16 protein-coding genes are annotated in these 17,106 nt (G+C 68.4%); 10 read left to right on the forward strand and 6 right to left on the reverse strand.

Translation table 11 applies throughout. The features are described from left to right. Window positions 1-10 precede the first annotated feature (10 nt). The 5 genes from AC07PV_RS17215 to AC07PV_RS17235 form a co-directional block, all read right to left on the reverse strand. Entirely contained in the window at window positions 11-1,183 is a 1,173-nt protein-coding gene (locus AC07PV_RS17215) for an ABC transporter substrate-binding protein (RefSeq protein ID WP_218296128.1), read from the reverse strand. Beyond that, window positions 1,180-2,004: an alpha/beta fold hydrolase gene (locus AC07PV_RS17220; RefSeq protein WP_218296129.1), complete on the reverse strand. Its 825-nt coding sequence runs from the start codon at window positions 2,002-2,004 to the stop codon at window positions 1,180-1,182. Before AC07PV_RS17220 ends, AC07PV_RS17215 begins: the two co-directional genes overlap by 4 nt. Further along, the gene (locus AC07PV_RS17225; RefSeq protein ID WP_494630870.1) at window positions 2,001-3,551 is read right to left on the reverse strand and encodes a benzoate-CoA ligase family protein; all 1,551 of its coding nucleotides are present in this window, start codon (window positions 3,549-3,551) and stop codon (window positions 2,001-2,003) included. The genes AC07PV_RS17220 and AC07PV_RS17225 overlap by 4 nt, the downstream gene beginning before the upstream one ends. Window positions 3,552-3,630: 79 nt before the next feature. Then, window positions 3,631-5,181: a 3,4-dehydroadipyl-CoA semialdehyde dehydrogenase gene (locus AC07PV_RS17230; protein ID WP_492806907.1), complete on the reverse strand. Its 1,551-nt coding sequence runs from the start codon at window positions 5,179-5,181 to the stop codon at window positions 3,631-3,633. 211 nt (window positions 5,182-5,392) lie between these two features. Continuing rightward, window positions 5,393-5,860 (reverse strand): 4-hydroxylaminobenzoate lyase, encoded by a 468-nt coding sequence (locus AC07PV_RS17235; RefSeq protein ID WP_218296132.1) that lies wholly within the window; start codon window positions 5,858-5,860, stop codon window positions 5,393-5,395. Window positions 5,861-6,110: 250 nt separating this feature from the next. On the opposite strand from AC07PV_RS17235, the gene AC07PV_RS17240 reads away from it, so the two are divergent. The 10 genes from AC07PV_RS17240 to AC07PV_RS17285 all read left to right on the forward strand — a co-directional run bounded on the left by AC07PV_RS17240 (window position 6,111) and on the right by AC07PV_RS17285 (window position 16,586). Then, the gene (locus AC07PV_RS17240; protein WP_369643368.1) at window positions 6,111-7,052 is read left to right on the forward strand and encodes a helix-turn-helix transcriptional regulator; all 942 of its coding nucleotides are present in this window, start codon (window positions 6,111-6,113) and stop codon (window positions 7,050-7,052) included. 143 nt (window positions 7,053-7,195) lie between these two features. Beyond that, window positions 7,196-8,866, forward strand: a complete 1,671-nt coding sequence (gene boxC, locus AC07PV_RS17245) for a 2,3-epoxybenzoyl-CoA dihydrolase (RefSeq protein WP_494630871.1) — start codon at window positions 7,196-7,198, stop codon at window positions 8,864-8,866. 34 nt (window positions 8,867-8,900) lie between these two features. Beyond that, window positions 8,901-10,328, forward strand: coding sequence for a benzoyl-CoA 2,3-epoxidase subunit BoxB (boxB, locus tag AC07PV_RS17250; RefSeq protein ID WP_492244599.1), 1,428 nt, complete (start codon window positions 8,901-8,903; stop codon window positions 10,326-10,328). 40 nt (window positions 10,329-10,368) lie between these two features. After that, window positions 10,369-11,646 (forward strand): benzoyl-CoA 2,3-epoxidase subunit BoxA, encoded by a 1,278-nt coding sequence (gene boxA, locus AC07PV_RS17255; RefSeq protein ID WP_494630873.1) that lies wholly within the window; start codon window positions 10,369-10,371, stop codon window positions 11,644-11,646. A 382-nt stretch (window positions 11,647-12,028) separates the two neighbouring features. Beyond that, the gene (locus AC07PV_RS17260) at window positions 12,029-12,241 is read left to right on the forward strand and encodes a hypothetical protein (protein ID WP_369643372.1); all 213 of its coding nucleotides are present in this window, start codon (window positions 12,029-12,031) and stop codon (window positions 12,239-12,241) included. A 92-nt stretch (window positions 12,242-12,333) separates the two neighbouring features. Next, window positions 12,334-12,987, forward strand: coding sequence for a hypothetical protein (locus tag AC07PV_RS17265; RefSeq protein WP_369643373.1), 654 nt, complete (start codon window positions 12,334-12,336; stop codon window positions 12,985-12,987). Window positions 12,988-13,356: 369 nt separating this feature from the next. Further along, entirely contained in the window at window positions 13,357-14,445 is a 1,089-nt protein-coding gene (locus tag AC07PV_RS17270) for a DUF3182 family protein (RefSeq protein ID WP_255591042.1), read from the forward strand. Then, window positions 14,429-15,187 (forward strand): alpha/beta hydrolase family protein, encoded by a 759-nt coding sequence (locus tag AC07PV_RS17275; RefSeq protein WP_218339748.1) that lies wholly within the window; start codon window positions 14,429-14,431, stop codon window positions 15,185-15,187. Before AC07PV_RS17270 ends, AC07PV_RS17275 begins: the two co-directional genes overlap by 17 nt. 146 nt (window positions 15,188-15,333) lie before the next feature. Further along, window positions 15,334-15,483: a hypothetical protein gene (locus tag AC07PV_RS17280; RefSeq protein ID WP_218296141.1), complete on the forward strand. Its 150-nt coding sequence runs from the start codon at window positions 15,334-15,336 to the stop codon at window positions 15,481-15,483. A 71-nt stretch (window positions 15,484-15,554) separates the two neighbouring features. Next, the gene (locus tag AC07PV_RS17285) at window positions 15,555-16,586 is read left to right on the forward strand and encodes an SDR family oxidoreductase (protein ID WP_492244602.1); all 1,032 of its coding nucleotides are present in this window, start codon (window positions 15,555-15,557) and stop codon (window positions 16,584-16,586) included. A gap of 18 nt (window positions 16,587-16,604) precedes the next feature. Here AC07PV_RS17285 and AC07PV_RS17290 read toward each other — a convergent pair whose 3' ends face one another. Beyond that, window positions 16,605-16,982, reverse strand: coding sequence for a DUF779 domain-containing protein (locus AC07PV_RS17290; RefSeq protein WP_494630874.1), 378 nt, complete (start codon window positions 16,980-16,982; stop codon window positions 16,605-16,607). Between the last annotated feature and the right edge of the window lie 124 nt (window positions 16,983-17,106).

Here is a 17,106-nt window from a genome sequence, read left to right on the forward strand (position 1 = left end):
AGCCAGCCGTTTACAGCTTGCAGCCGCGCGCGGGGTCGGCCAGCGCCTTGGCGGCCACGCCGACGACCTTGTTCTCCTTGCCGTCCACCTTGCGCAGGTAGATGTCCTGCACGGGGTTGTGGGCGCGGCTCATGGTGAAGGGGCCGCGCGGGCTGTCGATGGTGGCTTTCTGCACGGCGGCGGCGAAATCGGCCTTCTTCGCGATGTCGCCCTTCACGGCCTTCAGGCCCGTGGCCAGGATCTGGGCGGCGTCGTAGCCCTGCACCGCGTACACGTCGGGCTGCAGCTTGAAGGACTTGGCGTAGGCGGTGCGGAACGCGTTGTCGCGCGGGGTATTCAGGCCGTCGGCGTAGTGCAGGGTGGTGAGCAGGCCCTGCGCGGCATCGCCCTGCGCCTCCAGCGTGCCGTCGGTCAGAAAGCCCGAGCCGTACAGCGGCGTGACCTTGTTCAGCCCGGCGGCCGCGTAGTCCTTGACGAACTTGACCGCGCCGCCGCCCGCGAAGAATGCGAACACCACGTCGGGCTTGGTGGCCGCGATCTCGGTGAGCAGCGCCTGGAACTCCACGTTCGGGAACGGCACGGTGAGCTGCTTGACGACCTTGCCGCCTTCCTTTTCAAAGCCTTCCTTGAAGGCCTCGGTCATCTCGTCGCCGGCGGCGTACTTCCAGGTGATGGTGACGGCGGTCTTTTTCTTCTCCTGCTTCGCGGCCACGGTGCCCATGCCGTAGGACGACTGCCAGTTGGAGAACGACGAACGGAAGATGTTCTGCGCGCACAGCGCGCCCGTGACCGCGTCCGCACCCGCGTTGGGCACGATGAGCAGGGTGCCGCTTTGCTTGGCGGCGCGCGCCATCGCCGTGGCGACGCCCGAATGCACGGTGCCGACGATCACGTCCACGCCGTCGCGCTTGATGAGCTTGTTGACGTTATCGGTGGCCTTGGCAGGGTCCGATTCATCATCGACCTTGAAGAACTCGATCTCGCGGCCCGCGAGCTTGCCGCCCTGCTCGGCCACGTGCAGCCGAAAGCCGTTCTCGATGGCAACGCCCAGCGCGCTGAAGGTGCCGCTGAACGGCAGCATGAGACCCACCTTGAGCTTGTCGGTGGTCTGGGCCGTGCCTGCGGTGGCGCCGCAGGCCAGTGCCAGCGCTGCGAATGCCGTGCGTGCGTAGCGAGATGTCATGGTTGTCTCCTGGATGTTGTCGTGATGAACGCCACCGTCTCGGCGATCACGTCGCCGGGCCGGTCACGGTGGGGGGAATGCGCGCAGGCGGGCAGCTCCAGCAGGCGGGTGCCCGGCACGCGCTCGGCAATGCCGCGGATCTGCGCCAGCGTTCCGTATTCGTCGTCAAGGCCCTGCACGGCCAGCACGGGGGCGCGCACGGCGGTGATGTCCGCTTCGATGTTCCACGCGCGAAATGCGGGGTCGAGCCAGATGCGGTTCCAGCCCCAGAAGGCCGAGTCCACGTCGTCGTGGTAGCGGCCAAGCTTGCTTCGAAGGTCGGTGGTTTCATAGGCCGTGCGCGCCAGCTCGATGTTGGCGATGGTCACGTCCTCGACGAAGATGTGCGGCGCCAGCATCACCAGGCCCGCCACGCGCTCCGGAAAGCGCGCGGCGTACAGCAGCGCGATGGAGGCGCCGTCGCTGTGGCCGAACAGCCAGGGCGCTTCGCTCACGCCCAGCGCCTGCAGCAGCGCGGGTAACACCTCCTCGGCCTGCCGGTGCATGAAGTCCACGCCCCAGCGTTCATCGGCCGCGCGCGGCGTGGAGCGGCCGTAGCCGGGGCGGGAGAACACCAGGCCCCGAAAGCCGCCGTCCGCGCACAGCCGCTGCGGGAAGTCCTTCCACATCGCCAGCGAGCCCAGCCCTTCGTGCAGAAAGACCACCAGCGGCGCCTGCGTGCGCTCGGGCGCTATCCACTGGTACTCGACCTGCACGGCCTGCCCCCGCCAGGAGATACTGGCCAGAGACGCCGCGTCGCCGGAGCTGGCCGTGGCGCTCATGCCCGGGCCTCCTGCTCGCGCAGGCGAAAGCGCTGGATCTTGCCGGTGGCGGTCTTGGGCAGCTCGGGCACGAACTCGATGAAGCGGGGGTACTTGTAGGGCGCCAGGCGGTCCTTGACGAAGACCTTGAGCTCCTCTTCCGTGGCGGCCTGGCCGTCCTTGAGCACGACGAAGGCCTTGGTCTTGGTCAGGCCCTCGCCGTCCTGCGTGCCGATGACGGCGGCCTCCAGCACGGCCGCATGCTGCATCAGCGTGGCCTCGACCTCGAAAGGCGAGACGTAGATGCCGCTGACCTTGAGCATGTCATCGCTGCGCCCGGCATAGGTGTAGTAGCCCTCGGCGTCGCGCACATACTTGTCGCCGCTCTTGGTCCAGCCGCCCTGGAAGGTGTCGCGTGTCTTCTCGCGGTTGTTCCAGTACATGAGGGCGGCGCTGGGGCCGCGGATGTACAGGTCGCCAACTTCGCCATCCGCCACGGCGCGCCCGTCTTCGCCGCGCAGCTCGATGTCGTAGCCTGGCACGGGCTTGCCGGTGCTGCCGTAGCGGATGTCGCCGGGCCGGTTGGACAGGAAGATGTGCAGCATCTCGGTGGAGCCGATGCCGTCGATGATGTCGCAGCCGAAGTGCGTCTTGAAGCGCTGCGCGATCTCGGCGGGCAGCGCCTCGCCGGCGGACGAGCACATGCGCAGCGCCACCTGGGCGCGCGCCGGCAGCCGGGGCGATGCGAGCATGCCCGCAAAGCCGGTGGGCGCACCGAAGAACACGGTGGGCCGGTGGTCCACCCAGCGCTGAAAGGTGGCATCGGGCGTGGGCCGCTCGGCCATCAGCACCACCGTGGCGCCCACCGACAGCGGGAACGTCAGCGCATTGCCCAGCCCGTAGGCGAAGTAGAGCTTGGCCGCCGAGAAACACACATCGTCGCGCGTGAGGCCCAGCACGGGCTTGCCGTACAGCTCGGCCGTCCACCAGAGGTTGCCGTGGGTATGCACCGTGCCCTTGGGCTTGCCGGTGGAGCCCGACGAATACAGCCAGAAGCCCGGGTCGTCGGGCCCGGTGGCTGCGGGCGCTGGCAGGCGCTGGGCGCTGGCAATGGCCTCGTCCAGGCCCACGGCGCCGGCTGGGAGTGCCTGCGTGGGCTGCGACACCCACAGCGCCGACACCTCATGGCCACCGCGCGCCATCGCGTCTTGCAGGACGGGCAGCAGCGCGCCCGAGACCAGCACGGCCTGCGCGCGGCTGTGGCCCAGCATGTAGGCGTAGTCGTCCGCCGTGAGCAGCGTGTTCACCGCCACGGGCACCACGCCGGCGTACAGGCAGCCCAGAAAGCACACGGGCCAGTCACTGGTGTCGTGCATGAGCATCAGCACCCGCTCTTCGCGCCGCAGGCCGGCATCCACCAGCACACCGGCCAGGCGCCGGGCGCGGTCCTGCAGGTCGCCGTAGCTCAGCATGCCGCGGTCGTCGATGTAGGCCGTGCGCTGCGCGTGGTCGCGGTTCAGGTCGAACAGGTGCTGTGCAAAGTTGAAACGCTCTGGCAGGGTGGTCATGGCGATGTCTCCGTGGTTCGCTGGCGTTTTTCTGGTGGTGCGTGCTGGCTGGCGGCTGCTGTGGTCTGCGCCTGGGCGGTCAGAGGCCGAGCGCGGCCAGCACACCGGGGCTGGCCTGCACGGCGCTGCGCTGGTGGTAGAAGCCCAGCGCCCGCAGGCCTCCCAGCTCTGCCCCGCCGCCCGCACGCCCCGGGCCGCCGTGCAGCGACATGGGCATCACGTTGCCGTGGCCGGTGTGGGCCTGGGCGACGTCGGGCGTCACCACGTGCACGCGGCCATGGCTGGCTGCGAGCTGCACGGCGGCATGCCCCAGCGCGGCCTCGTCGGCCCCGTACAGCGATGCCACCAGCGACCCCTGGCCGCGCTGTGCCAGCGCCACAGCGTGGTCCACATCGCGGTAGGGCACCAGCGTGGCCACGGGGCCGAACACCTCGACCTCGTGCACCACGGCCGCCGCATCGGCGTCGTGCACACCCAGCAGCACCGGGCCGATGCAGGCGGCCACGGCGGGGTCGGCATCCACCAGCGGCTGGTGGCGGCCGTCGTGCAGGATGTCGGCGTGGGCGCACAGCTGCGCAAGCCCTTCGCGCACGGCGTGCAGTTGGGCAGTGCTGACGAGCGAGCCCATGCGCACGCCGTCGTTGCGGGGGTTGCCCACCGTCACGCCCGCGAGCTTGGCGCCGATGGCCTCGGCCGCAGCGCCGTACACGCCTGCCGGCACCAGGATGCGGCGGATGGCGGTGCATTTCTGGCCCGACTTGACGGTCATCTCGCGCACCACTTCGCGCACCAGCAGGTTGAAGGCGTCGCTGCCGGGCGCCGCATCGGGCAGCAGCAAGGCGCTGTTGAGGCTGTCGGCCTCGATGTTGGCGCGCACCGAGCGCTGGGCCACCGCAGGGTGCGCGCGGATGATGCCGGCCGTGTCCGCCGAGCCGGTGAACGAGACCACGTCGAACGGCCCGAGCTGGTCCATGAGCCCGGCCGAGCTGCCTGCGATGACCGACAGCGCGCCCGCCGGCAGCACGCCCGCATCGACCACATCGCGCACCATGCGCTGCGTGAGCCAGGCCGTGGACGTGGCGGGCTTGACGATCACCGGCACGCCGGAGAGCAGCGCGGGCGCCGCCTTTTCCCACAGCCCCCAGGCCGGGAAGTTGAAGGCATTGATGAACAACGCCACGCCGCGCGTGGGCACCTGCAGGTGCTGCGACAGGAACACGGGCTCCTTGCCGAGCCGGGCGGCATCGCCATCGCGCAGCACGCGCACATCGCCCAGCGCGTCGCCCCATTTGGCGTACTGGCCCAGCGTGAAGATGCCGCCGTCGATGTCCACGGCGGAGTCGTTCTTGACCGTGCCGGCGTTGGCCGTGGCGATCTCGTAGTAGGCGTCGCGGTGGGTTTGCAGAACCTTGACCACGGCGCCCAGGAGAGCGGCACGCTGCCGGTAGGTCAACGCACGCAAGGCCGAGCCGCCCTGCTCGCGGGCGAACCGGAAGGCCTCGGGCAGGTCGAGCCCGGTGGCATCCACGCGCACCAGGTCATGGCCCAGCACCGGGTCCTTGAGCACGGCGCCCGGGCCCTGGCCGGTTTGCCAGCGTCCGGCGGCGTAGTTGGGGAGCAGTTCGGTCATACAGATAGAGAGATAGGCAGAAAAAAAAGCGGGTTATCGGTCATCAGCGCGCGGCGCACGAAATGGGCATGGTCCCGGCCAGCGTCGCCGTGCAAGGGCCGCCATGCCGCGCAGGCGGCATTCCGCTTGCGTGCACCGGGGGGCGTCCCCCTCCCAGATTGCGGAGCAATATGAGAGAGGCGGAAGGCGCGAAGCGACTCAGGGGGGTGTTTCACTTGCTGAACTGGATTTGCCCTTCGGGCAGCAGGTAGAGCACCAGCGAGCGGCCCTGCGCCACGGTGGGGCGGTGGGCACTGCCGGGCGGGTACACGCACCAGCCGGCGGGATGCCCGTCGAAGGTGGCGTCGCCCTCCAGCGGCATGATCAGGTCGATCTCGCCCAGCGGATGGGTATGGTGCGGGCCGGCGATGTCCTGCATGTCCACCACATCCACCGAGAAGCGGTGCAGCGCGTCGTCTGCCTTGAAGACGCGGCCGTAGCGGATGCCGCCGCCCTCGCGCTCGCAGAGCCAGCCCTGCGCCACGCCGGCCAGGCACCCCGCCTTGAGCTGCTGGTAGGCCGCGCTGGCGGGCCCGTGGGTCTGGTTGAGCCAGGCCTGCAGGTCGCCGTCCAGGGCACGGCCCGCGATCTGGCCCGTCAATGCGGACAGGGCTTCATGAAATGCTGCTTTATCGGACATGGCGACTCGTGGGTGGCTGGGACAATGGAGTGCAGCGTGCACAAGGCTTGATATGTGTTCTTGTGGGATGGAGCAATGTGCAGTATCTTGCCTACACACGAACAATAGTTAATGCTTGATGCAGTGTCAAGCACTATAGTGCATGTATGGTGTTTTCCCCTAGCGGCGGCCGAACGCCTTCAAAAGCGTTTGAAGCCCGGGGCACGCACCGCAAAATGCCACGCCGCAGCCGACGTGAACGAGGATGGACATGAACGAACAAGAAGACACAGTCACCCTGCCACCTTTCGCTGGCGGCGGCACGGCTGCGCCCACCGAAGAGGCCCGCAACCCCCTGCTCGCCGCCCTCGGCGAACGCGTTCGCAACCTGCGGGCGCAGCGCGGGCTCACGCGCAAGGCGGTGGCCATGGCGGCCGATGTGTCGGAGCGGCACCTTGCCAACCTGGAGTACGGCACGGGCAACGCGTCCATCCTGGTGCTGCAGCAGGTGGCGGGCGCGCTGCATTGCTCGCTGGCCGAGCTGGTGGGCGACTTCACCACCCGTTCGCCCGAATGGCTGCTGATCCGCGAACTGCTGGAGCACCGCAGCGAACCCGAGCTGCGCCGCGCGCGGCTGGCGCTGCATGAGCTGCTGAGCAGCGGCGCGAGCGACACGGCGCGCCACCGGCGCATCGCGCTCGTGGGGCTGCGGGGCGCGGGCAAGTCCACGCTGGGGCCTTTGCTGGCACGCGACCTGGACGTGCCGTTCATCGAGCTGAGCCGCGAGATCGAAACCCTGGCGGGCTGCAGCGTGCGCGAGATCCACGACCTGTACGGCACCACCGCCTACCGCCGCTACGAGCGCCGCGCGCTCGAAGAGATCGTGCAGATCCACAGCGAGGTGGTGATCGCCACCCCCGGCGGCATCGTCTCGGACCCCGCCACCTTCAACGAACTGCTCGCGCACTGCACCACCGTGTGGCTGCGCGCCGCCCCCGAGGAGCACATGGGCCGCGTGCTGGCCCAGGGCGACATGCGCCCCATGGCCGCGAGCAAGGAAGCCATGGACGACCTGCGCCGCATCCTGGAAGGCCGGGCCGCCTTCTATTCCAAGGCCGATCTCACCATCGACACCTCGGGGCAGAACCTCGAGGAAAGCCTGCGGCAGCTGCGCGCCGGGGTGCGCAAGCTGATGACCCACCCGCCGCACTGACACCCCGGCGCCCCCGCGCGCCATAAATCCAGCAAAAAACCGCGGCATGCATTGACTCGCTCGCAAACATGCATCATGATGCACATCAGTTGATGGATTTATGCATTATTATTCCTGTTCGCAGTTTTTGACGGAGACGCCCCATGACCGCCCAGACCACCGCACCCTCCCGCGTTGACTACCGCACCGATCCCACGCAGTACCGCCATTGGAAACTGGCGGTCGAGGGTCCGTTGGCCCGCCTGTCGCTCGACATCGCCGAAGACGGCGGCATCCGCCCCGGCTACAAGCTCAAGCTCAACAGCTACGACCTGGGCGTGGACATCGAGCTCAACGACGCGCTCAACCGCGTGCGCTTCGAGCACCCGGGCGTGCGCACCGTCATCGTCACCAGCGGCAAGGACCGCATCTTCTGCTCCGGCGCCAACATCTTCATGCTGGGCGTCTCCAGCCACGCCTGGAAGGTGAACTTCTGCAAGTTCACCAACGAGACGCGCAACGGCATCGAGGATTCGTCGAAGCACTCCGGCCTGAAGTTCCTCGCCGCCGTGAACGGTGCCTGCGCGGGCGGCGGCTACGAACTGGCCCTGGCCTGCGACGAGATCCTGCTGGTGGACGACCGCTCTTCCTCGGTGTCGCTGCCCGAGGTGCCGCTGCTGGGCGTTCTGCCCGGCACCGGCGGACTGACCCGCGTGACCGACAAGCGCCACGTGCGCCACGACCTGGCGGACATTTTCTGCACCAGCGTCGAAGGCGTGCGCGGCCAGCGCGCGGTGGACTGGCGCCTGGTGGATGCGGTGGCCAAACCTGCCCAGTTCGCCGCCGCCGTGCAGGCGCGCGCCACCGAGCTGGCCGTCGGCAGCGACCGCCCGGTCGGCGCCCAGGGCGTGGCCCTGACCCGCCTGGAGCGCGAGGACGGCGCGGACAGCCTGCGCTATTCGCATGTCGAGGTGCAGATCGACCGCGCCAGGCGCACGGCCACCCTCACGCTGAAGGCGCCCACCGGCGCACAGCCCGCCGACATCGCGGCCATCGAGGCCACTGGGGCCGCCTGGTGGCCGCTGGCCCTGGCGCGCGAGCTCGACGACGCCATCCTCAACCTCCGCACCAACGAGCTCGACATCGGCACCTGGCTGCTCAAGACCGAGGGCGACGCGCAGGCCGTGCTCGCCTCCGACGCGGTGATGCTGGCCCACAAGGACCACTGGCTGGTGCGCGAGACCATCGGTGCGCTGCGCCGCGCGCTGGCACGGCTGGACGTGTCCTCGCGCACCCTGTTCGCGGTGGTGCAGGAGGGCTCGTGCTTCGCCGGCACGCTGGCCGAGCTGGCCTTCGCGGCCGACCGCACCTACATGCTGGCCCTGCCCGACGACGCCGGGCGCGCGCCGAAGCTCGTGCTCAACGAATTCAACTTCGGCTTCTTCCCCATGGTGAACGACCAGAGCCGCCTGCAGCGCCGCTTCTATGAAGAGGCCGCGCCGCTCGACGCCGCGCGCGCCGCGGCTGGCAAGCCGCTCGACGCCGACGAGGCCCTGGCCCTGGGCCTGGTCACCGCCGCGCCCGACGACATCGACTGGGACGACGAACTGCGCATGGCCATCGAGGAGCGCGCCGCCATGTCGCCCGACGCGCTGACCGGGCTGGAGGCCAACCTGCGCTTTGCCAGCAAGGAGAACATGGCCACGCGCATCTTCGGCCGGCTCACGGCCTGGCAGAACTGGATCTTCAACCGCCCCAACGCCGTCGGCGAAAAGGGCGCGCTGAAGGTCTACGGCACCGGCGAAAAGGCCGGCTTCGACTTGAACCGCGTTTGAATCCGCAGCCCTCCGCACAACCCAAGGAACAACGATGAGCACGATCAACTACAGCGAGAAGATCCCCAACAACGTCAACCTCGGCGAAGACCGCACGCTGCAGCGCGCGCTCGAAGGCTGGCAGCCCAACTTCATCAACTGGTGGGACGACGTGGGCCCCGAAGGCTCGACCAACCACGAGGTCTACCTGCGCACCGCCGTGAGCGTGGACCCGCAGGGCTGGGCCCAGTTCGGCCACGTGAAGATGCGCGACTACCGCTGGGGCATCTTCCTGAACCCCGGCGACGCCAACCGCGAGATCCACTTCGGCGACCACAAGGGCGAGAAGGCCTGGCAGGACGTGCCCGGCGAGCACCGCGCCAACCTGCGCCGCATCATCGTCACGCAGGGCGACACCGAGCCAGCGAGCGTGGAGCAGCAGCGCCACCTGGGCCTGACGGCGCCTTCGATGTACGACCTGCGCAACCTGTTCCAGATCAATGTGGAAGAGGGCCGCCACCTCTGGGCCATGGTCTACCTGCTGCACAAGCACTTCGGCCGCGACGGCCGCGAGGAGGCCGAGGCACTGCTGCAGCGCACCTCGGGCGACGTGGACAACCCGCGCATCCTGGGCGCCTTCAACGAGAAGACGCCCGACTGGCTGGCGTTCTTCATGTTCACCTACTTCACCGACCGCGACGGCAAGTTCCAGCTCTCGGCCCTGGCCGAAAGCGCCTTCGACCCGCTGGCACGCACCACCAAGTTCATGCTGACCGAAGAGGCCCACCACATGTTCGTGGGCGAATCCGGCGTCTCGCGCGTGCTGGCGCGCACCGCGCAGGTGATGAACGAACTGAAAACCGACGACCCGGCCAAGGTGCGCGCCGCCGGCGCCATCGACCTCGGCACGGTGCAGCGCTACCTCAACTTCCACTACAGCGTGACCATCGACCTGTTCGGCGCCGACCAGTCGAGCAACGCGGCCATCTTCTACAGCTCGGGCCTCAAGGGCCGCTACGAAGAAGGCAAGCGCACGGACGACCACATTCTCAAGGGCCAGACCTACAAGGTGCTGGAGGTCAAGGACGGCCAGCTGCTGGAGAAGGACGTGCCCATGCTCAACGCCTTGAACGAGGTGCTGCGCGACGACTTCATCAAGGACTCGATGGCCGGCGTGGGCCGCTGGAACAAGGTGCTGGAAAAGGCCGGGATTCCCACGCGCCTGTCGGTGCCGCACAAGGCTTTCAACCGCCAGATCGGTGCGCTGGCGGGCATCAAGATGTCGCCCGACGGCCGCGTGGTGAACGAGGTCGAATGGGCCGCCAAGCGCGATGAATGGCTGCCGAGCGCCGAAGACTTCGCTTTCGTGGCATCGTTGATGGGCCGCGTGGTCGAGCCGGGCAAGTTCGCCGGCTGGATCGCGCCCCCGGTGATGGGCATCAACCGCCAGCCTATCGATTTCGAGTACGTCCGGTTCAATTGAGTCCCTGAGCCGCTGCCGGGAGACTTGCTGGAAGAAAAATATGGACACCACCACGCTGATCGACAACGGCATCTTGAAGCAGCACCTGATCGACCCCGAGATCTGCATCCGCTGCAACACCTGCGAGGCGACCTGCCCGGTGGGCGCCATCACGCACGACGACAACAATTACGTCGTGCGGGCCGACGTGTGCAACGGCTGCATGGCCTGCATCTCGCCCTGCCCCACGGGTTCCATCGACAACTGGCGCACCATGCCGGTGGCGCGCGCGTACACGATCGAAGAACAGCTCACCTGGGAAGCGCTGCCGCCAGAACTGGCGCCCGATGTGCTGGCCGCCGAAGGCGCAGCGCCCTCGGCCATGGACACCGCACTGGCGCCTGCACCGGCCGCACCCGTGGAGCCGGGCACGCAGGCCTTCCGTTCCGCCCAGTACGGCGCCACCGTGCCGCCCTGGTCGGCCGCGCACCCCTACACCAACCTGTTCCCGCCCAAGAGCCCCACCACGGCAACGGTGGTGGGCAACTTCAACTGCACCGAAGCAGGCTTTGAAAGCGAGACGCACCACGTCGTGCTCGACTTCGGCAGTATGCCGTTCCCGGTGCTGGAGGGGCAGTCCATCGGCATCGTCCCGCCGGGCACCGACGTGCTGGGCAAGGCGCACCATGCGCGCCAATACTCCATCGCCAGCCCGCGCAACGGCGAGCGGCCCGGCTACAACAACCTGGCGCTCACCGTGAAGCGCGTGACCACCGACCACGACGGCCACGCCGTGCGCGGCGTGGCCTCCAACTACGTGTGCGACCTGAAGGTGGGCGACAAGGTGCAGGTGGTGGGGCCGTTCGGCAGCTCGTTCCTGATGCCCAACCACCCCCGTTCGCACATCGTGATGATCTGCACCGGCACGGGCAGCGCGCCCATGCGCGCGATGACCGAATGGCGCCGCCGCCTGCGCAGCAGCGGCAAGTTCGAGGGCGGCAAGCTGCTGCTGTTCTTCGGCGCGCGCACCCAGCAGGAGCTGCCCTACTTCGGCCCGCTGCAAAGCCTGCCCAAGGACTTCATCGACATCAACCTCGCGTTCTCGCGCACGGCCGGGCAGCCCCGGCGCTACGTACAGGACCTGATGCGCGAGCGCGCCGCCGACCTGGCCGCGCTGCTGCGCGACGGGAACACCCACTTCTATGTCTGCGGCCTCAAGAGCATGGAAGAAGGCGTGGTGATGGCGCTGCGCGACATCGCCCGCGACAGCGGCCTGGAGTGGGAACAGGTGGGCGCAGTGCTCCAGCGCGAAGGGCGGCTGCACCTGGAAACCTACTGACGGCAGGCCTGGCGCAGTCCCCTGCGGAGCGGGGGCCGCCGCCAATTTTTCATTGAAAACAGACCTCAGCGCTTGATACACAAGCGCCATAAGCTATATATTTAATAGCAATTTATCTATTGTCGGCGCTCCGCATGCCCCTAGGCCCCCTGGCCGCACTCGCCCCCTGCGGCCGCGCAGCGGCCGCTCGGCCCCGCGCCAGCCGCGTCCCCGCCACCCGCTCGCCTGCGCGCTGCCACATGCGCGTGGCCTGACGCCGCCGCATGGAAAAAAACCGACCCGCCTATAGGACGGAACCTACAGAAATCGCTGCCGCAGATTTTCAAAATGAATTCACACACGGCCTTCGTGTGCATTTTTTTTGATCATCAGGAGATATTCCATGCCCAACAACAACCCCCAAGGCCACAACCAATACACCGACGACAGCGACTCCCAGCGCAAGAGTTCGGGCAACCGCCAGGCGGAGCAGAGCACCGGCGCTTCCGGCAGCCGCCAGCAGGGGCAGAACGAGCGCCCGGGCTCCAGCGGCAACCAGGGAAGCCGCGAGCAGCAAGGCGACTCTTCCCGCCGCTCTTCCCAGAACCAGCGCTGAGCCGGCCTTGTAGGCACCGGCAGGCATTTCCTCGCAACCCTGGCTGACCAGCCAGCAACCATGAACGGACCAACACACCAGGAGAATTGAAAATGGGTTATCGAGACAGTGATGACAGCGGCTTTTCCCGCCATGGCATGGGTCGGGACCATGACGAAGGGCGGTATGCCGAACGCGCCCACCGCGGCAGCATGGACCGCGATGACCAGCGCCCGGGCTACGCCCCCGAGCTGGATGACCGGTACGGCCAGTACGGCATGGTGCGCAACGACTACCGTGGCAACGCTGGCCTGGGCCTGCCGCCGCGCGAGGGCCGTGACCGTTTTTCCTCGCCGGACCGGTTCCAGGGAGGCGGCGGCTACCGCAACGATGGCCGGGAGATGTACCACCCGCCGAACAGCCGCTTCGACAGCGACTACCGGGACTACCAGGACCAGGACCGCGCGGGCTATGCCCGAGGGGGTGGGCACTGGGGCAGCGACGATGAGCTGCGCGGGCCCTCCCAGGGCCGCCAGGGTCACCACGACCCCGACTACCAGCAATGGCGGCAGGAACAGCTGCGCCTGCTGGACGAGGACTACCAGTCGTGGCGCAAGGAGCGCTACGAGAAGTTTTCCGACGACTTCAATACCTGGCGCACTTCGCGCAACCAGCAGTCCCCCTCCAAGGGCCAGGCCGGTGCCACGGGCAGCAGCAGCACCAGCAATCCCGGCGCCACATCCGGCAAATCCAAGGACGCAGGCTGACGGCGGCGCCGCTCCTTGAGGAAGGCCGGCGGGCGCACGTTCGCCGGTGACCCGGCCCGTGGCGCGGCGCCCCTGACTCCCTGGCCGCCCCTCCCCCGCGCGGGAGTGGGCGGCTTATTCCTGCCCGCGTGGAACGGGTCGGGCTTCCCCTGGCGTTCCCGGCTGGCGCGCTCCGCGCCACAGTTGCTCATTCGTCCTACAACAGGCCCGGCGGTCCAAAAATACGATGGCGGCATCCCCCTGGCGATGGCGCCGCCGGCCCCTCTCGCCGTTTCCGAGAGCAAAGGAATCCGCATGACCGCCTTGTCCGCATACGGTGACGCTCTCCGCCCCTCGCCCTCCAGATCATCCGCCCAGACAGAAATCGTCATGCCGTTCACGCAGGGCATCAAGGGGCACTCGAGCGTGCACGAACACGTGACGCGCGAGCAGATCGCCCGCCATGTCGCCGCGCTCAAGGGCTGCCCCTTCATGGAAGAGGTGCCCCAGCCCTTGTGGACCCGCCGCACCTACCTCGTGCCCAGCGACACCCTCGTGGCGTCCACGGCGCAGCGCCTGGGCCTGTTGGGAGAAGACGACCTGTTCGGCGGCGTGGTGCCCCATGCCTTCGTCGCCACGAAGGCCATCACCCATCCCCTGGTGTCGGCCACGGCCGCGGCCCCGCAAGGCTGGAGCGAGGCGTTTTCCCGCCGGGTCGGTGCCGCCGTGCTGCCGGGCTACACCGCGTTCTCCAGCCGGGATGCGCAGGAGGCCGGTGAACAACTGCTGGCGCTGGGTCCCGTGCGGGTCAAGCCCGTGGGCGAGACTGGAGGGCGCGGCCAGACGGTGGTGCCCGACGCCCGCGCGCTCTCCGCCTGCCTGGCGGCATTGGGCAAGGCGGCCCTGGTCGAGCAGGGCATCGTGCTGGAGCACAACCTCTCCCAGGTGGACACGCTGAGCGTGGGCCAGGTGCGCGTGGCGGGCATCCTGGCCTCGTACCACGGCAGGCAGCGCCTCACGCAGAACAACACCGGCGCGATGGCCTACGGCGGCTCCGACCTGACCGTGGTGCGGGGCGATTTCCACGCGCTCCTGTCCACGCTCCCGCCCGGCCCCGTCCGCAAGGCGGTCGATCAGGCCCTGGCGTACGACGCCGCGGTGCGGGAATGCTTTCCGGGGTTTTTCGCCTCGCGCATCAACTACGACGTCGCGCAGGGCATCGCGGCCGACGGCCGGTGGTGCTCGGGGGTGCTGGAGCAATCCTGGAGGATCGGCGGCGCCACCGGCGCCGAAGTGGCCGCGCTCGAAGCCTTTCACGCCGACCGCTCCCTGCGCTCGGTGCAGGCCAGCTGCGTGGAGACGTATGGCCGCTTCGAGCCCCTTCCGGCAGCGGCGACGGAATACTTCCGGGGAGAGGATCCCGAAGTGGGCCTGCTGACCAAATACGCCCTGGTGCATCGCGATGGCCACGCGGCATAGGGCGATCCAGATTCCCTCGGGGGACCGCACGATCGCGGGCACGCTGGTCGCGCCCGACACCGTGGTGCCGGGCGTCATGCTGGTGCACGGCTGGGACGGCAGCCAGGAGCAGTACCTTGCGCGCGCCCATGCCATCGCCGCCCTGGGGTGCATCTGCCTGACCTTCGACCTGCGGGGCCATGCCAGCGACAAGGCCCACCGCGACACGGTCACCCGGGAAGACAACCTCAACGACATGCTCGCCGCCTACGACCTTCTCACGGGCCACCCCGCGGTGGACGCCAACTCCGTGGCGGTGGTGGGCAGCAGCTACGGCGGCTACCTGGCCACCGTGCTCAGCGCGATGCGGCCCCTGCGGTGGATGGCGCTGCGCGCTCCCGCGCTCTACAAGGACGAGGACTGGCTGGTGTCCAAGCAGAACCTCGACCGCCAGGAGATATCCCGCTACCGCGCCATGAAACTCGCCTCCGACAGCAACCGCGCCCTGGCGGCCAGCGCGGTCTTCGAAGGGGATGTGCTGCTGGTCGAATCCGAACTCGACCACATCGTCCCGCACCCGGTCATCGAGAACTACCGCGCCGCGTTCCTGCGCACCCACTCCATGACCTACCGGGTGATCAAGCAGGCAGACCACAGCCTGTCCAAACCCGAATGGAGCGAGGCCTACACCGCGATGCTGGTGACCTGGATGTCGGAAATGCTGGGGCTGGCCAAGAACGGACAGCCCTCCGGCAAGAAGTGACGTAGGCCGGCGGGCGCCGGAGGCGCCACGCCACCCGCCGGGCCTTCGCCGTATCCATCCGATGGGCACAGTCAAAACTGTCCGACACGGCCGCCGCGCGCGCGGAGGGCTAATGGAGCTTCTTCCCTGCCGCCCTGGAGAACACCATGTCCAAGACACACCGCTCCGGTTCCGATCCCCACCTCAAGCCCCGCGAACTCAAGCGCATGCGCCAGTGGGAAGCCATGGCCCGGCCCCGCCAGGTGCCGCTGCGGTTTCCCGAGCCCGAGCCCCCGCTATGGAAGCCGCTGGGCTGACCGCGATTGCACACCACGCGCCGGCCCGACGCCGCCCGTTTCCCATCCACCGCATGTGAAGAAGCCTTGCCATGAAGCCATCATCCAAGACAGCCCCGTCCACCCCGGCCGCACGGGCCACGGCCACGGCCGCGAAGCAAAAGAAGATCCAGGCAGCGCAGGACCGCCGCGACGAGCGCGCCCGCCCGGCCAAGGCAGCGCCCGCTTCGGCCCGGGGCAAGGCCCCCGCGCCCGGCCCCGGGCGCTCGGAACCCGCCCCCCCGCTGCCGGCCCAGCACCTTGCCAAACCCGGCAGCGAGGCCGAGATGCAGCTCAAGCCGAGGTTCGAGGCACCCCACTACCGGGGCAGCGGCAAGCTCACGGGGTTCTCCACCCTCATTACCGGGGGTGACTCCGGGATAGGCCGTGCGGTGGCGGTGCTGTTTGCCCGCGAGGGCGCGGATGTCGCCATCGCCTACCTGGCCGAACACGAGGATGCCCAGCGGACGCGCGAGCTGGTGGAGGCCGAGGGCGGCCGGTGCATCCTGATACCCGGCGACGTCAAGGACGCGGCATTCTGCGCCGGCGCCGTGCGGCAGGTGGTCAAGGCGTTTGGCAAACTCAACGTGCTGGTCAACAACGCCGCGTTCCAGGAGCACGCGGACTCCCTCGAAGCGCTGACGGCGGAGCGTTTCGACGAGACGTTCCAGACCAACATCTATGGCTACTTCCACATGGCCAAGGCAGCCCTGCCCCACTTGCACCGGGGCGATTCGATCATCAACACCGGCTCGGTCACCGGCCTGCGCGGCAGCAAGGAACTGCTGGACTATTCCGCCACCAAAGGCGCCATCCATGCCTTCACCAAGGCCCTGGCCCACAACCTGGCCGAGCGGGGCATCCGCGTGAACGCGGTGGCCCCGGGGCCCGTGTGGACGCCCCTCAACCCCGCGGACAAGGCGCCCGGGGACATTGCCAGGTTTGGCGAAAAGACGCACATGGGCCGCCCGGCACAGCCCGAGGAGATTTCTCCCGCCTATGTGTTCCTGGCGGCCCCCTGCTGCTCCAGCTACATCACCGGCACCGTGCTGCCCATCACGGGCAACGCGGGAGACGGCGCGTGAAGAAAGCGGTGTGCGGCATCACGCCAGATCCCGGCTGACCCGTGGTTCGATCTCGGCCCACTCCCCGTCGGTGAACAGGCGCGAGCGGGTGTGGAACGCCTTGCCCGTGCTGCCTTCCAGCGAAAACGTGCCGCCGTGCCCGTCGATCACATCCAGGATGAGCTGCGTGTGTTTCCAGTACTCGTACTGGGATTTGCCGATGTAGAACGGCGCGCCGCCCACATCGCCCAGCAGCACATCGCTGGCTCCAATCGTGAGATCGGTAGGCAGATAGCAGTTGGCCGCACTGTTGTCGCAGCAGCCACCCGACTGGTGGAACAGCACGCTGCCATGCTGCGCCTGCAGCTGCGCGATCAGCGCGAGGGCTGCCTCGGTGGCAATGACTCTCTCGACCATGGTGATCTCCTGGTGCGCCGACAAAAAACGCTGCTGTGCTGAAAGTAATTTCGCTGCAGCGTCGCAGTGGTTCACAGAGCGTCGATGGCCAGGCGCGTCGTCGCAGACAGCGGCAGCGCCACGG

This window comes from Acidovorax sp. GW821-FHT09A11 (genome assembly GCF_059418365.1).

Excerpts from the sequence above, each read along its gene's own strand:
- AC07PV_RS17215 (WP_218296128.1), bottom strand. The coding sequence starts at position 1,183 with ATGACATCTCGCTACGCACGCACGGCATTCGCAGCGCTGGCACTGGCC.
- AC07PV_RS17220 (WP_218296129.1), bottom strand. The coding sequence starts at position 2,004 with ATGAGCGCCACGGCCAGCTCCGGCGACGCGGCGTCTCTGGCCAGTATC.
- AC07PV_RS17225 (WP_494630870.1), bottom strand. The coding sequence starts at position 3,551 with ATGACCACCCTGCCAGAGCGTTTCAACTTTGCACAGCACCTGTTCGAC.
- AC07PV_RS17230 (WP_492806907.1), bottom strand. The coding sequence starts at position 5,181 with ATGACCGAACTGCTCCCCAACTACGCCGCCGGACGCTGGCAAACCGGC.
- AC07PV_RS17235 (WP_218296132.1), bottom strand. The coding sequence starts at position 5,860 with ATGTCCGATAAAGCAGCATTTCATGAAGCCCTGTCCGCATTGACGGGC.
- AC07PV_RS17240 (WP_369643368.1), top strand. The coding sequence starts at position 6,111 with ATGAACGAACAAGAAGACACAGTCACCCTGCCACCTTTCGCTGGCGGC.
- boxC (WP_494630871.1), top strand. The coding sequence starts at position 7,196 with ATGACCGCCCAGACCACCGCACCCTCCCGCGTTGACTACCGCACCGAT.
- boxB (WP_492244599.1), top strand. The coding sequence starts at position 8,901 with ATGAGCACGATCAACTACAGCGAGAAGATCCCCAACAACGTCAACCTC.
- boxA (WP_494630873.1), top strand. The coding sequence starts at position 10,369 with ATGGACACCACCACGCTGATCGACAACGGCATCTTGAAGCAGCACCTG.
- AC07PV_RS17260 (WP_369643372.1), top strand. The coding sequence starts at position 12,029 with ATGCCCAACAACAACCCCCAAGGCCACAACCAATACACCGACGACAGC.
- AC07PV_RS17265 (WP_369643373.1), top strand. The coding sequence starts at position 12,334 with ATGGGTTATCGAGACAGTGATGACAGCGGCTTTTCCCGCCATGGCATG.
- AC07PV_RS17270 (WP_255591042.1), top strand. The coding sequence starts at position 13,357 with ATGCCGTTCACGCAGGGCATCAAGGGGCACTCGAGCGTGCACGAACAC.
- AC07PV_RS17275 (WP_218339748.1), top strand. The coding sequence starts at position 14,429 with ATGGCCACGCGGCATAGGGCGATCCAGATTCCCTCGGGGGACCGCACG.
- AC07PV_RS17280 (WP_218296141.1), top strand. The coding sequence starts at position 15,334 with ATGTCCAAGACACACCGCTCCGGTTCCGATCCCCACCTCAAGCCCCGC.
- AC07PV_RS17285 (WP_492244602.1), top strand. The coding sequence starts at position 15,555 with ATGAAGCCATCATCCAAGACAGCCCCGTCCACCCCGGCCGCACGGGCC.
- AC07PV_RS17290 (WP_494630874.1), bottom strand. The coding sequence starts at position 16,982 with ATGGTCGAGAGAGTCATTGCCACCGAGGCAGCCCTCGCGCTGATCGCG.